Origin of the sequence: Spongisporangium articulatum (assembly GCF_044465595.1) — a bacterium.
GTDB classification, from domain to species: Bacteria; Actinomycetota; Actinomycetes; order Actinomycetales; family Kineosporiaceae; genus Spongisporangium; species Spongisporangium articulatum.
In genome coordinates this window covers 816,062-830,008 of the sequence record NZ_JBITLV010000001.1, presented here as the reverse complement: position 1 = coordinate 830,008, position 13,947 = coordinate 816,062, and the positions used below count along the sequence as shown (strand labels likewise).

The 13,947-nt window shown below is 72.9% G+C and carries 6 protein-coding genes; all 6 read right to left on the bottom strand.

All coding sequences use genetic code 11. The annotated features are described in order from the left end of the window. Nucleotides 1–29: 29 nt before the first annotated feature. The gene (locus tag ACIB24_RS03935) at nucleotides 30–1,676 is read right to left on the bottom strand and encodes a CocE/NonD family hydrolase (RefSeq protein WP_398275442.1); all 1,647 of its coding nucleotides are present in this window, start codon (nucleotides 1,674–1,676) and stop codon (nucleotides 30–32) included. Beyond that, nucleotides 1,673–3,238 (bottom strand): MFS transporter, encoded by a 1,566-nt coding sequence (locus ACIB24_RS03930; protein ID WP_398275439.1) that lies wholly within the window; start codon nucleotides 3,236–3,238, stop codon nucleotides 1,673–1,675. Before ACIB24_RS03930 ends, ACIB24_RS03935 begins: the two co-directional genes overlap by 4 nt. Further along, entirely contained in the window at nucleotides 3,231–4,415 is a 1,185-nt protein-coding gene (locus ACIB24_RS03925; protein ID WP_398275436.1) for an alpha/beta hydrolase, read from the bottom strand. Before ACIB24_RS03925 ends, ACIB24_RS03930 begins: the two co-directional genes overlap by 8 nt. Before the next feature lie 39 nt (nucleotides 4,416–4,454). Further along, nucleotides 4,455–6,047 (bottom strand): acyl-CoA carboxylase subunit beta, encoded by a 1,593-nt coding sequence (locus tag ACIB24_RS03920; RefSeq protein WP_398275433.1) that lies wholly within the window; start codon nucleotides 6,045–6,047, stop codon nucleotides 4,455–4,457. Beyond that, the gene (locus tag ACIB24_RS03915) at nucleotides 6,037–12,711 is read right to left on the bottom strand and encodes a beta-ketoacyl synthase N-terminal-like domain-containing protein (RefSeq protein WP_398275430.1); all 6,675 of its coding nucleotides are present in this window, start codon (nucleotides 12,709–12,711) and stop codon (nucleotides 6,037–6,039) included. The genes ACIB24_RS03920 and ACIB24_RS03915 overlap by 11 nt, the downstream gene beginning before the upstream one ends. A 511-nt stretch (nucleotides 12,712–13,222) precedes the next feature. Further along, nucleotides 13,223–13,939, bottom strand: coding sequence for a 4'-phosphopantetheinyl transferase family protein (locus ACIB24_RS03910; RefSeq protein WP_398275427.1), 717 nt, complete (start codon nucleotides 13,937–13,939; stop codon nucleotides 13,223–13,225). Between the last annotated feature and the right edge of the window lie 8 nt (nucleotides 13,940–13,947).

Below are 13,947 nucleotides of genomic sequence, written 5' to 3'. Positions count from 1 at the left end.
GCGGCGCGACACTGCGCCGGTCGGACGGGTCAGCGCAGCGGGATGTCCACGTAGGAGCCCGAGCCCACGCTCACGGTGGCCAGGGGCCCGTTGTTGGACGTGTACATCACGTCGTCGGTCGAGACCGCGAAGACCAGCCGGTGACCGGCGGGCACGTCGTAGGCGTTGTACGGGATCGTCACGTCCACGGGCAGTTTCGTGCCGGGGGTCGCGCCGGTCCACGAGTAGGGCTTGTGCCCGACCAGGAACGCGGTGCCGTTGGGGGCCTTGTCGATCAGGTACACGAAGACCGAACCCTTGGCGGCGCTCGGGACGAGCTCGAGGTGGCTGCGGATGGCGCCGCGCAGCTTGAGCGGCGACTTCAGTTCGGGCCCGGTCCAGACGCCGGTGACCCCCTGGTCGACGATGCTGAGCGGGACGGTGGTGGGGGCACCCGTGACGATCTCGAAGGCGCCCTCGTACATCGGGATGCCCTGGTTCATGAGCAAGTTCTTGCCCATCCGCAGCTTCTTGGCGTCGCTGCCGGGCGACGTCGCCAGCGACGTCTTCGTGATCAGCCCGAACATCGAGGACGACGTCGCCAGGTACTGCCGGCTGCGCGCCGTCGGGGTCAGGTCGGTGTAGCCCTCGAAGGCGTAGTCCGACAGCAGCTTCGACTCGAGGATGTTGGTGCCCGTGGGGCTGCGCGGCGCGACCCGGATCAGCGGAAGCCCCTTCGCGGCGTCGTCGTAGCCCCCGACGTAGGCGTCCATCCACTCGAAGGCCGTCGTCCACGTGACGCCGGGGCTGCCGACCGGCTGGCCGAGCTCGGTGGTGGCGTGGTCGCCGGGCAGGATGTCGAGGTGCTTCACCCCGGGGTAGGCGTCGAAGAACTCCAACGTCTGGTCCTCCGGCCAGATCATCTCGTTCATCGACGTGGAGAAGTACGTCGGGACGGCGTGCTTCTGCAGCTGCGGCAGGTACGTCATGGGCGAGCGCAGCGCCGCGGCCGCCTTCATGTCGGCGGTGTACTTGTTGGCGATCATGTTCTGGAACAGCCGCCGGACCTCGTCCGACGGCTTGCCCTGCGTCTCCGCCAGTGTGTACAGCGCGACGTTCGAGGCCCACGCGCTGGTGCCGTTGGGGTAGCGGGCCTTCCAGAGGTCGCCCCAGCCCGAGATCATCGCGAGGGCCTTGAACCGGTGGTCCTGCACCCCGACCATCGGTAGGAAGCCGGCCCCGTACGAGATGCTCACGGACCCCACCCGGTCCGGGTCGGCGTCCGTGTGCGCGAGCACCCAGTCCAGCACGTCGGAGACGTCGTTCACGTCGAGCGGGCCGGCCGCGTCGATCTTCCCCGTCGACTTGCCGAAGCCGCGCTCGGTGTAGTTGACGGCGATGTACCCCCGGGAGGCCTGCAGGACGGCCATCCGGTCGATGTCGATGGTGTTCCCGGCGAACGTGCCGGGCATGATCACGACGGGCAGCCGGCCCTCGGAGTACAGCGGCTTGTTCACCGTGGCCGCCAGCGTGAACCCGTCCCGGGTCGGGATGGTCACCTTGGTCGAGGTCGTCGGCTGCCCGGTCTGCACCGCGGCCGCGGCCGGCGAGGCGGTGCGGGCGACCGTCAGCCCCGCCGCGAGCAGCGCGGGGGCGAGCAGGACGGAGCGGCGGGTCGCTCCGGAGCGGTGGGTCATGGCTGGCGTCCTCCGGTGAGCACCGGGAAGCCGCCGGTGTCGGTCAGGTCGATGATGATGTCCTGGATCGGGTCCACGTCGATCGGCTCGGAGGGCGTCGCCGGGTCGGGGAGCATCGCCTGGCCAGGGAACAGCGTGAACCAGGCGACGACGGCGCCGACCAGGGAGACCGCCGCGCCGAGCATCAACCCGGCCCGGTAGCCGGAGAGGAAGCCGGCCAGCTCGGTGGCCCCGCCGTCGACGACCGCGTTCTGCCGGGCCACGACCACGGCCCCGGTCAGCGCGATGCCCAGCACGCCGGCCATCTCCCGGCTGACCGACAGCAGCGCCGAGACGACGCCCGCGCGACTGACCGGGACGACGTCCATCGGCGCGGCGACCATCGGGACGGTGAACGCCGAGCCGACGCCCATCACCACGACCGCGGGCAGCAGCCGCCAGACCGGGTCGCCGTGCCCGACCGTGCCGACCAGCATCAGCCCGCCGGCCATCAGGACCATCCCGAGGGCCACGACGCGGTGCGTGCCGTAGCGCTGCGAGAGCTTCCCGGAGAACGGGACGACGGCGGCCACGGTCACGGCCAGCGGGACGAAGACCAGTCCGGCGGCGGTGGGCGGCAGCCCGACGACGTTCTGCAGGAACAGCGACGTGAAGAAGACGACCCCGTTGATGCCCAGCCCCCACAGCAGCTGGCAGAGCAGGCTGCCGGCCACCAGCCGGTGCCGGACCAGCGGCAGGTCCAGCATCGGGTAGGCGGCCCGCCGCTCGGCGACGACCGTGCCCAGTACACCCACGGCGACGAGCGCGCAGGCGGCCAGTACCGGCACCGAGCGGTAGCCGAGGTTGCCGCCCTCGACCAGGGCGAAGGTGATTCCGCAGAGGGTCATGGTGGAGAACAGCAGGCCGTACCCGTCGAGCCGGGACAGCCACTCGCGGACGCCGTACCGGGCCGGTTCCTGCTTCGGCACGGCCCGGGCCACCGCCCACGACGCCACCACGACCACGGGCACGTTGATCCAGAAGATGAAGCTCCAGTGCAGGTACTCGGCGATCGAACCGCCGACCACGGGGCCGAGCGCGATCGCGCCGCCGACGGCCCCGGTGAACACCGCGGCGCCCAGGTGCCGGTCCTCGTACCCCATGTCGACGGCGACCAGTGCGAACGCGGCGGGCACGATCAGCGCGGCCGCCACCCCCTGCAGGGTGCGGCCGGTCAGGATCAGGGCCGGCCCCGGCGCCACCGCGACGCCGATCGAGGAGACGCAGAACAGCCAGAGGCCGAGCTGCAGCACACGACGCCGGCCGAGCATGTCGGTCAGCCGGCCACCGAGCAGCATCAGGCCGCCGAAGGCGAGCAGGTAGCAGGCGGCGATCCACTCCAGCGAGCTGAGCGACAGGTCGAGGTCGCGCTGGATGGTCGGGGCGGCCACCGACGTGACGCTGCTGTCGAGGGCGGTGATGAACGCGGCCAGGCCGAGGGGCAGCAGGACCCGCCGCCCACCCCGGGCGGGCTCACCGCCCGACCGGGCGGTCGTCGTCCTCGAAACCGCTGCCTCAGCCAAAGAGACCCCCGAACAGGCCCCCGAGGAGGCCGGTCTTCTTCGGGGCCGGACGGCCCGCCGGCGCCGGCGTCGCGCTGGGCGTGCTGCTCGTCGAACTGCTCGGCGAACTGCTGGACGAACCGTTCGGGCCGGACGACGGGCCGCTCGGGGCCGTGTCGGTCGGCGCCCCCAGCGGCGTGGTCAGGAACGACCAGGACAGGCCCAACTCGCGGTCCCAGTACGTCCAGTAGTGCAGGCCGCCCGGGTAGAAGTGGGTCGTCACCCGGGCGCCGAACAGCTTCGCGGTGGACGCGAACCGCTGGTCCATGGCCGAGGTGACGCCCTCGATGACGCGGCCGCCGACCTGGTCGTGGTAGTTCGGGTCGGTCTTGTCGAGGGGCCCCGGCAGCCCTCCGCCCGAGGAGACGTAGAGCCGCTGGCCCCGGTACCGGGCGACCAGCGTCTGCGGGTTGCGCTGCAGCTTGTTGGCGACGCCGACCAGCAGCGGGCCGAACGGGTCGAGCGACTGCCCGGCGGCGATCCGGTTCTTCAGCACGGCCAGCGCGCCGGCCGGGTCGAACAGGTCGGTCATCGCCGAGTAGGCGCCCACCGCCGAGAACATCTGCGGGTGCCGGGCCGCGTAGCTGAGGGCCCCGAAGCCGCCGGAGGAGATGCCGGCGATCGACGCCTTGCCGTTGGCCCGGTAACCGCCCGCCAGGATCTGCGGCAGTTCGACGGTGTGGAAGGTCTCCCACTTGGGCCGGACCTTGCCCCACGAGTCGTACTCGTCGGTGTAGATCGCGCTGGCCCCGCCGGTCGGCATGGCGACGATGACGTCGGAGTCCTGCGCGTACTCCTCGACCTTCGTGTAGTAGGTCCAGGCCTTGTAGTCCTGCACGTCGGGGCCGTGCAGCAGGTACACGGTCGGGAAGGACCAGGTCGGCTTGCTGTTCCAGCTCTTCGGCAGGATCAGCCGGACCATCCCGCTGCCGCCCAGCGCGGGGGAGCTCACGGTCAGGTCGACCGTGCGCGCGTCGATCACCGTCTCGGCGGTCACCTTCGCACCGTCGGCGGCGACCGCCTTGGACGGATCGCCGACACTCGCCGAGGCCGCCGGGGCGACGGTCAGCGTCGCCGCCGACACGGCGGCCGCCACCACCACGGTCAGCGTCGCCCAACCACGTGCACTGCGCTTCATGCGTGAGCCCCTAGATCGTCCTTGATCCCCGAGCGGGTGTCAGAGCGGAATGTTGCTGTGCTTGCGGACCGGAACCGTGACGCGCTTGTTGGCCAGCGTCCGGAAGGCGTTGGCCACCCGGAGCCGGGTCTCGCGCGGCGGGATGACCGCGTCAACGTAGCCACGGGCGGCCGCCAGGTAGGGGCTCGTCATCGACTCGTTGTAAACCTCGAGCAGCTTCGCCTTGGTCTCGGCCTCGCGGCCCTCCTCCTTGGCCCGCTGCATCTCGTTGCGGAACATCAGGAGGATCGCGCCCTGCCCGCCCATCACCGCGATCTCCGCGGTCGGCCAGGCCAGGTTGACGTCGACGTCGGCGTGCTTGGAACCCATCACGGCGTAGCCGCCGCCGTAGGCCTTGCGCAGGACGACGGTGACCTGCGGGACCGTGGACTCCGAGACCGCGAAGCCCAGCTTGGCACCGCGGCGGATGATGCCCATCGACTCCTGCTCGACGCCGGGCATGTAGCCGGGCACGTCGACCAGGTAGAGCATCGGGATGTTGTAGACGTTGCAGGTCCGCACGAAGCGGGCCGCCTTCTCCGAGGCGTCGATGTCGAGCACCCCGGCGTTGACGGACGGCTGGTTGGCGATGATCCCGACGCTGGCGCCGTCGATGCGGCCCAGCCCGCAGATGATGCTGCGGCCGAACCCGGGCGAGATCGCCGTGAAGTCACCGTGGTCCACGAGCGTGTGGATCACGGCCTCCATGTCGTAGGCCATGTTCCGGGAGTCCGGGATGATCGTGTCGAGGGTCCGGTCGAGGTCGGTCACCTCGGTCTCGACGTCGACGTGGTACCTCGGCGGGTCCTCCATGTTGTTGGAGGGCAGGTACGAGATCAGGTTCCGGGCCCAGTCGATCAGGTCCTTCTCGTCGTGCGCGAGGTAGTGCGCGTTGCCGGCCAGCTCGGCGTTGACCCGGCCGCCGCCCAGCTCCTCCAGCGTCACGTTCGCGCCGGTCACCGCGTTCACGATCTCGGGGCCGGTGATGAACATGAACGAGGTGTCCTTCACCATCCCGACGAAGTCGGTGGCGATCGGCGAGTAGGCGGCGCCGCCCGCACACGTGCCCATGATCAGCGAGATCTGCGGGATCACCCCCGACAGCTTCACCGAGTAGTGCGCGATGTCGCCGTAGGCGGCCAGGGCGACGACGCCCTCCTGGATGCGCGCCCCGGAGGAGTCGTTCAGCCCGACGATCGGGATGCCCAGCCGCTCGGCCAGCTTCATGATCTTCAGGACCTTGCCGGCGAACGCCTCGCCGACCGACCCGCCGAAGACGGTGAAGTCCTGGGCGAAGACGGCGACCTGGCGGCCGTCGATCTCGCCGATGCCGGTGACCACCCCGTCGCCGTACGGCCGCTTGTGCTCCAGGCCGAACCCGGTGGCCCGGTGCTGGACGAACTCGTCGTACTCGGTGAAGGTGCCGGGGTCGAGCAGCAGGTCCAGCCGCTCCCGAGCCGTCATCTTGCCGCGCGCGTGCTGCTTCTCGACCGAGCGCTCCGAGCCCGCCTTCAGCGCGGCGGCCCGCCGCTTCTCCAGGTCGGCCAGGAGGGCTGCGGTCGTCGGCTCGCCCGTGATCTCGCTATCGGACATTGCTGACGACCTCCGAAAGGGCTCGTGACATGTGCGCTGCCATCACATCGACCTGGGGCCGGTCGATGATCGACGTGTGGGTGCCGGGCACCAGGACCACCTCGAGGTCGTCGCAGAACTCCTCCCAGCCGAGGGTGTCCTCGATCCGGGCGTAGCGGGGGTCGATCGTGGTCATCTGCCCCCGATCGGTGGAGCGGTAGAGCACGACCCGGCCCGCGCCGTACGCCTCGGGCGTGTACCGCTCGGCGATCCGGGCGTCCTCGTACGAGGTGCGCTGATGCTTCAGGAGGGCGGGGCTGAGGTTCGCCCCGGTGGCCACGAACAGGTCCATCAGGGTGTCGATCTGCTCCTGCTCGGGCTTGGCCACCAGCTCGTCCAGGTCGACGTCGAGGGTCACCCCGTAGGTGTTGGTCAGGTGGGCCAGGAACCGACCGAACCGCTCCTTCAGCATCTCCGTCTCGGACTGGCCGGTGTCCTGCGGCATGATCGTGTCGATCATGAACAGGACCTCGACCTCGTCGCCCTCGGCCCGCAGGCGCTGGGCCGTCCGGTAGGCCAGGGCGCCGCCGAACGACCAGCCGCCCATCCGGTAGGGGCCCTCGGGCTGGAGCTGACGGATCAGCTCCATGTAGGTCGTGACCTTCTCGTCGATGTCGACCAGACCGTCGAGCCGGTCGAAGCCGTAGACCGGGACGTCCTCGCCCAGCTGGCTGACCAGCGGGTGGTAGACGACGGTCGCGCCGCCGGCGGGGTGGAACAGGAACAGCGGCCGGTGACCGAGTTCGCCGGGGGCGAGGATGCGCAGCGGCCCGTCGGCCGCCCCGGAGCCCTCGATGATCGGGCGGACCAGCTCGCTCTGCTCGGCGAGCGTCGCCGCGCTCAGCAGCTGCTCACGGGTCGGTACGACCTGCCGGGAAGCCTCGGCGGCCGCGTTCAGCCGCTCCAGGATGGCGTCGACGGCCTTGTTCGCGGCCACCTCGTCACCCAGCTCGGCCAGGGGCAGGTTCACCCCGCCGGGCCGGACGCCGGTCGCCACCTGCCAGGTCGAGACCAGCCAGCGCTCGACGCCGTCGCGCGGCTCGATGCCCTTGGTCGCCCGCGGCCCGGCGGCCGCCGCGACGTCCCCGAAGCCCAGCTCCGTGGCGAGGTGCTGCTCCAGGTCGGCCAGGCTGGCCCCCTGCAGCAGCAGCCGCACCGGCAGCGTGACGGCCACGTCGGCCTCGACCGCGTTCTTGGCCCGCAGCGCGACCAGCGAGTCGACGCCCAGCGCCGACAGCGGGACGTTCGGGTCGACGTCGTCCGGGCGGTAGCCCATCAGGATCGCGACCCGGGACCGGAGCCGGTCGGACAGCAACTGGCGGGCGACGGCCGGCGGGAGAGCGCGCAGCCGCTCCGGACCCGGCCAGCCGTCGTCGCCCCCGTCGAGGGCGGCCGACCGGACCAACTCGTGGAAGTACCCGACGCCGGGCAGCGCGGCCGGGGTACGGGCCACCCCCAGGTCGGCGCCGCCGGCGGGCAGCAGGGCCAGCGCCTGACCGAACTGCTCGGCCGTCACGGCCTCACCCCAGCGGACGACGGACCCGGTCAGGCCCTGGGCGCGGCGCCAGGCCGCCAGGGCCTCCAGCCAGCCGGCCCGCACGGCGGCGCGGGCGCCACCGGCCTGGCCGAACAGCGCCGAGGCGTCGGCGGCCAGCGCCCACACGTCCAGGTCGCCGTCGGTCGCGGCCTCGTGCAGCAGCCAGGCGATCGGCAGCACATCGGCGTCCTCGACGGACGACGACGGCAGCTGCAGCACGCCGCGCAGCGGGACGTCGCCGGTGGTCACGGCCGCGATCTGCCGCTTCACGGTCTCGGCGTCCAGGCGGTCGACCGGCAGCACCTCGACGGTGACGCCGACCCCGGCGCGCGCCGCGAGCTGCTCGACGGCCGGCAGCACGTCGACGTCGCTGACCTCGACCCCGGACAGCAGGACCCGGGCCGGGACGGCGCCCGCCCCGGAACCGGACTGCAGCCGGCCGGTCAGCCACTCGGCCACCGCGACGGAACTCTCGCCCAGGTCGCCGGTGATCAGGTACCCGCCGGCGCGCGGCTCCCACGAAGCCTCGTCCGGCGTCACCCGCAGAACGCGGCGGACGCGGCGGGTCCCGCCCCGCCAGGTGATCTCGTCGTCCCCGTCCTCGGGCACGACGATGCCGAGCTCCTCGACGGCGGAGGCGACGTCGTCCACGTCGAGCAGGGTGACGGGGGCGGCCTCGGGCTCCTGGGCCGCGGTCCGGACCAGCCCCCGCAGGGCGGCCAGGGCGGGGCGGCCCCGCTCGTCGCCCAGCGCGACGCCGCCGGTGGTGACCACCCAGACGCGTACGCCGGCCGCCGCGCGGACCGCCATCACGAGCTCGGCGAGCCCGTCGGCCGCGCGCAGGGCCGGCTCGTCACCGACCGCCGAGTCGTCGTCCCCGAGCTGCGGCGCGACGACCACGACGCCGGCGGCGGGCCGGTCGTCGTCCTCGTCGAGCCGGGACAGGCCGAGATCCAGACGCAGCGCGTCGATCGGGTCGAGCACCCGGTGCCGGGCCCCCTCCAGGGCCGCCCGCAGGTCCGCGCCGGCGCCCGGCTCGGCCTCGACCAGCAGCCAGCTGCCGCGGCGCTGCACCCCGGCGAGCGCCTTCTCGGTCCACACGGTGTCGTGCAGCAGCTCGGGCAGCGGCACGGCGATCTCGTCGGCCCCGACCCGGCGCAGGACGACGTCGCGCAGCTCGAGCAGGTGCGCGCCGTCGGGCGAGACCACCCGGACGGAGCCGGTCAGCCGGTCGGTGGAGCCGCCCTCGGCGTGCAGGCGGGCGGTGGCGTAGTCGCCGTCCACCGCATCGCCGGCGGGGGCGACGAGAACGTGCGCGCTGCCGATCGCGACCGGCAGGTAGACGCCGTCGTCCCCGGCCGCCTCGGCCAGCTGCTCACCCATGGCCAGGGCCGAGACGGCCAGGACCTGGAGGCAGACGTCGAGCAGCACGGGGTGCACGGTGTAGCCGGAGCCGGCCGCGTGGAAGCGGGTCACCTCGGGCAGCGAGACGCGGGCCGTGGCCAGGCCGTCCTCGGACAGCCGGGCCTCGGAGACGCCGAGGAAGCTGGGCCCGGGCTCGCGGCCGGCGGCCCGCAGCGCGGCGTACAGGTCGACGGGCTGCGCCTGCTCCAGCGACGACAGGTCGAGCAGCAGGTCGGCGGGTGCCGCGTCGCCCGCCTCGACGGCGGCGGCGAGGCGCACGGTCGCGGTCGCGTTGCGGACCATCCGGGAGCCGGCGGCCGACCCCGGGGTGCGGGACCAGACCTCGAGCGAAGCCGTACCCAGCCCGGTGACGGTGAGGGACGTCGTCACGTCGGTGTGCTCGCCCAGCGACATCGGCGCGCCGAGCACGAGGTCGGTCAGGACGACGGCCTCCGGGCCCCGTCCGGCCGCCAGCACGTCCCGGCCCGCGGCCAGCGCCATCTCGGCGTACGCGGCGGCCGGCAGCACCGGGACGCCGAACACCGTGTGGTCGCTCAGCCACGGCAGGGCCGCGGTGCCGATGTCGGCCCGCCACACGTGCCGGTCACCCTCGGGCAGCTCGACGTGGACGCCGAGCAGCGGGTGCTCGCCGAGGGCCACGGTCGGTACGGCCGGCGCGCTCGGCTCGACCCAGAACCGGCGGTGCCGCCACGCGGGCAACGGCAGGTCGGCCTGCTCCGTGCGCGGCACGAAGGCGTCGACGTCGACGGTCAGTCCGGCCCGGTGCAGCGCCATCGCGCTGGACCGGAAGGTGACGACGTCGTCGCCGCCCCGCCGCAGCGTGGGCAGGACCAGGAGTCCGGGGCCGACCAGCTCGGAGACGCTCTGGGTCAGCGGGTGCCCCGCGACGGGGTGCGCGGAGATCTCGAGGAACGCCGCGTGGCCGTCGGCGGCCAGCCGCTGCACCACCTGCGTGAACCGCACCGGCTGGCGGGCGTTGGTGGCCCAGTAGTGCTGGTCGAAGGTCGGCACCTCGGCCGGGTCCTCCAGCGCGGTGCTGATGAACGGCACGGTCGGGGTGGCGCCCTGCACCTCGCCGAGCTGCTCGAGGAAGCGGGGCAGGTACGGGTCGACCATGTGCGAGTGCCCGGCGCCCTTGACCGGCAGCGGCCAGGCGGTCCGGTTCAGCGACTCGACGTACTGGACCAGGCGGGTGAGCTCCTCGGCGTCGGCCGAGCCGACCGTGAGCATGGTCGAGGAGCTGTAGACGCAGACGACGACGCCCGGGAACCGGTCCTTCAGCGCGTCCAGCTCGTCGACGGTGATCTCCAGGACCGCCATCGACCCGGTGCCGGTGCGGTTGCCCTCCTCCTGCAGCCAGGAGCGCACGGAGATGATCCGGATGCCGTCGGCCAGGCTGAGCCCGCCCGCGACGACGGCGGCGGCGACCTCGCCGACCGAGTGCCCGATCACGGCGGCGGGCTCGACGCCGTAGGAGCGCCACAGCGCGGCCAGCGCGACCTGCACGCCGAACGTGGTGATCTGGAACGCCGCCAGCCCGTCCATCGGGGTGTCCCCGGCCAGGACCGAGCGCAGGGAGAACCCGGCGTGCTCGACGAAGTGGGCGTCCATCCCGTCGACGGCGGCGGCGAAGGCCGGCTCCTCGGCCAGCAGTGCGCGGCCCATGCCGTCCCAGGCCTGCCCGAAGCCGCTGAACACCCAGACGGCCTTCTCGGTGCCGGGGTGCAGGAACGACGTGCGCGGCACGGACCGGACGGCGATCGTGCCGGCCGGCGGCTTCTGCTCGGCGGCGAAGGCCCGCAGCACCTCGACGGCCCCGGCCCGCCCGCGCGCGGCCAGCACCGAGGTGGCGGCGGCCCGCCCGCGACGGCGGGTGAGCGTCGCGGCCACGGCCGCGACCGGCTGCTCGGGGTGGTTCTCGAGGTGGTCGGCGAGGCGCTCGGCGGCGTCCCGGACGCGCTCGGGCTTCACGCCGGAGAGCGGCAGGACGACGACGGCGCTGTCGTCGTCCGCCGGGCTGGTGGGGGCGGCCTGCGCCCCGTGGTCGGCCGCGACGTACTCCTCGAGCACGACGTGGGCGTTGGTGCCGCCGAAGCCGAAGCCGGAGACCCCGGCGACGGCCCGGCCGGTGTGCCGTGGCCACGGGGTGGCCTCGGCGGCGACCTGCAGGTGCCAGTCGTCGAACCGGATGTGCGGGTTCGGCCCGTGGAACTTGATGCTGGCGGGGATCACGTCGTGCTGCATGGCCAGCACGACCTTGATCACGCCGGCGATGCCCGCGGCCGACTCGGGATGGCCGAGGTTCGACTTCACCGAGCCGATGAGCAGCGGGGTCTCGCCCGTGCGCCCGGCGCCGAGGGTGGCGCCCAGGGCGCCGGCCTCGATCGGGTCACCGAGCAGGGTGCCGGTGCCGTGCGCCTCGACGTAGTCGACCCCGCCCATCGGCAGGCCGGCGTCGGCGTACGCCTTGCGCAGCACGGCCTCCTGGGCCAGCGGGTTCGGCGCGGTCAGACCGTTGGAGCGGCCGTCCTGGTTCACGGCGGTCCCGCGGACGACGGCCAGCACCCGGTCGCCGTCGGCGAGGGCTCGGGAGAGCTTCTTCAGGACGACGACGCCGGCGCCCTCCGCGCGGGCGATGCCGTCGGCGTCGTCCGAGAACGGCTTGCAGCCGCGCTCCTCGGCGAGCGCCCCGGCCTGCCCGAAGGTCATGGTGGTGGCCGGCGCGAGCAGCAGGTTCACGCCCGCCACGAACGCGGTGTCGATGTCCCCGTCGCGGATCGCCCGCACGGCGTTGTGCATGGCGACCAGCGACGACGAGCAGGCGGTGTCGAGGGTCATCGACGGGCCGCGCAGGTCGAACAGGTACGAGATGCGGTTCGCGGCGATGCTGAACGCCGAGCCCGCGGCCATGTACGCGTCGACTGCGGCCAGGTCGGCGCCGGCCAGGAACGCGTACTCGTTGGTGGACATGCCGACGTAGACGCCGGTGTCGCTGCCGCGCAGGTTCTCCAGGTCGAGGCCCGCGTGCTCGACGGCCTCGACGAAGACCTCGAGCAGCATGCGCTGCTGCGGGTCCATCAGCGCGGCCTCGCGCGGGTAGATGCTGAAGTACTCCGCGTCGAAGCCCGCGACGTCGGCCAGGAAGCCGCCCGTGCGGTTGACGGTGGCCAGCGCCTGCTGCGCGGCGGGGCTCGGTGAGGTGAAGTCGGCCCAGCGGTCGTCCGGCACCGTGCCGACGGCGTCGCGGCCCTCGCGCAGGAGGTCCCAGAAGCCGTCGGGGCCGGTCGCGCCGCCGGGGAGGCGCACGCCGAGCCCGATCAGCGCGATCGGCTCGGGACCGTCGGCCGGCTCGTGCGGGACGGCGGGAGCCGGCTGCGGTGCGGCGGCCGCCGGGGCCGTCGGGGCGGCCGGGAGTTCGGCGCCGGAGGCGAGCAGGCGGGCCAGGTCGAGGATGGTCGGGGTCTGCCACACGAGGGTCGCGTCGAGGTCGCGGTCGAGGTAGTCCTCGAGTTCGCCGACCAGGCCGACCGCGTCGCGGGAGGAGATGCCGAGCTCGGTCAGGGGGCGCTCGGGGTCGATCTCGGACGCGTCCAGGTCCAGGAGATCGGCCACGGCGTCGCGCAGCCAACGGAGCAGTTCGGCCTCGGTGCGTGCCCCGCTCATCGAAGGGCTCCGCGGGCACCGCGGAACTCAACCGTCGACCGAGCGTTCTTGGGGGCAACCGAGAGGCCACCGTCGAGCGTCATCAGGTTCGGGGCCTGGTGACGCCCGTAGTTCGCCACGCCTGCAGTGGTCGCATTACGCGCAGACACGACGCTCCTTCCTTGTCCCCGTCGACTGGTGTCAGGGCCCGACCCGGGGGTAGATCGGCGGGCAACACTTTCCGTGACCTCGGACACGGATGTGGTCCCGAACACGGCATCCTAAGTTACTCAGAGGTACTCCGCACAGACCTTGCGGATACCGGACCCTCACCCTCTTGCCGGGCCACGACACGCACGAACAGCCGATCTTGCAGGCTGATTTCGCGATCTATGAGTCGATTAGTCCGCCGTTAACACATACACAGGGAAGCACTACTCTCTGCAACCAAACGGGTGACGGGCGTCACCTCGAAGGCAAGCCTCGAGAACGTGACATAGGTCGCACACAGGTGTGCAGACGGGTGTCCGATTCAGGCCAGAACGGCCTCGTGAGCCCGCAGCCGCCACTGCGGAGGGTCACCGGCCACGGCGACCGCCCCGGGGTACCCGCCGAGGTCGACGTCCGTCCCGTCGAGGCGACCCGCGCCCTGCGGGAGGTCGACCGACCAGACCGGCCCGGCGGCGTCCCGAAGCCCCTCCAGCGGTCGCGTCTCGACCGTGCGCAGCGGCATGGCCAGCCCGTGCCCGACGGCCTTCACGGCCGCCTCCTTGCGCGCCCACGTCCGGGTGCGCTCGGCGTCGGGGTCGGGGTGCGCGCCGGTGCGGGCCCACTCGGCGTCGGTGAAGACCTGGCGCCGCAGGCCGGCCCAGTCGACGCCGCGGCGGGTCTCGACGTCCACGCCGACCGGCACCCCGGCCGGGGCGAGCGCCACGACGACCCGCTCACCCGAGTGGGAGAGGTTGAACTCCACCGGCGCACCGACCACGGACGGCTTGCCGTGCCCCACCTCGCCGCAGGCCGCGCAGAACGTCTCGAAGACCAGCTCGGCCGGTCGGACGTCCAGACGGTCGGCGAGCACCCGGCGCAGCAGCGCGTGGGCGGCGAGGCCGCGGTCGCGGTCCTCCGCCCGGACGAAGCGGCCGAGCTTGGCCAGCCGGTCCGGGTCGACGTCCAGACGCAGCGATGCCCGGGTGGACTCGCTCAACCGACCCGCGTCGACCGCGGCCCAGAAGAGTTCGACGTCCACCCGGGCAT

Bases quoted from the DNA above. Each gene is read 5' to 3' on its own strand.
- ACIB24_RS03935 (WP_398275442.1), bottom strand. From the start codon at position 1,676: ATGACCCACCGCTCCGGAGCGACCCGCCGCTCCGTCCTGCTCGCCCCC.
- ACIB24_RS03925 (WP_398275436.1), bottom strand. From the start codon at position 4,415: ATGAAGCGCAGTGCACGTGGTTGGGCGACGCTGACCGTGGTGGTGGCG.
- ACIB24_RS03915 (WP_398275430.1), bottom strand. From the start codon at position 12,711: ATGAGCGGGGCACGCACCGAGGCCGAACTGCTCCGTTGGCTGCGCGAC.
- ACIB24_RS03920 (WP_398275433.1), bottom strand. From the start codon at position 6,047: ATGTCCGATAGCGAGATCACGGGCGAGCCGACGACCGCAGCCCTCCTG.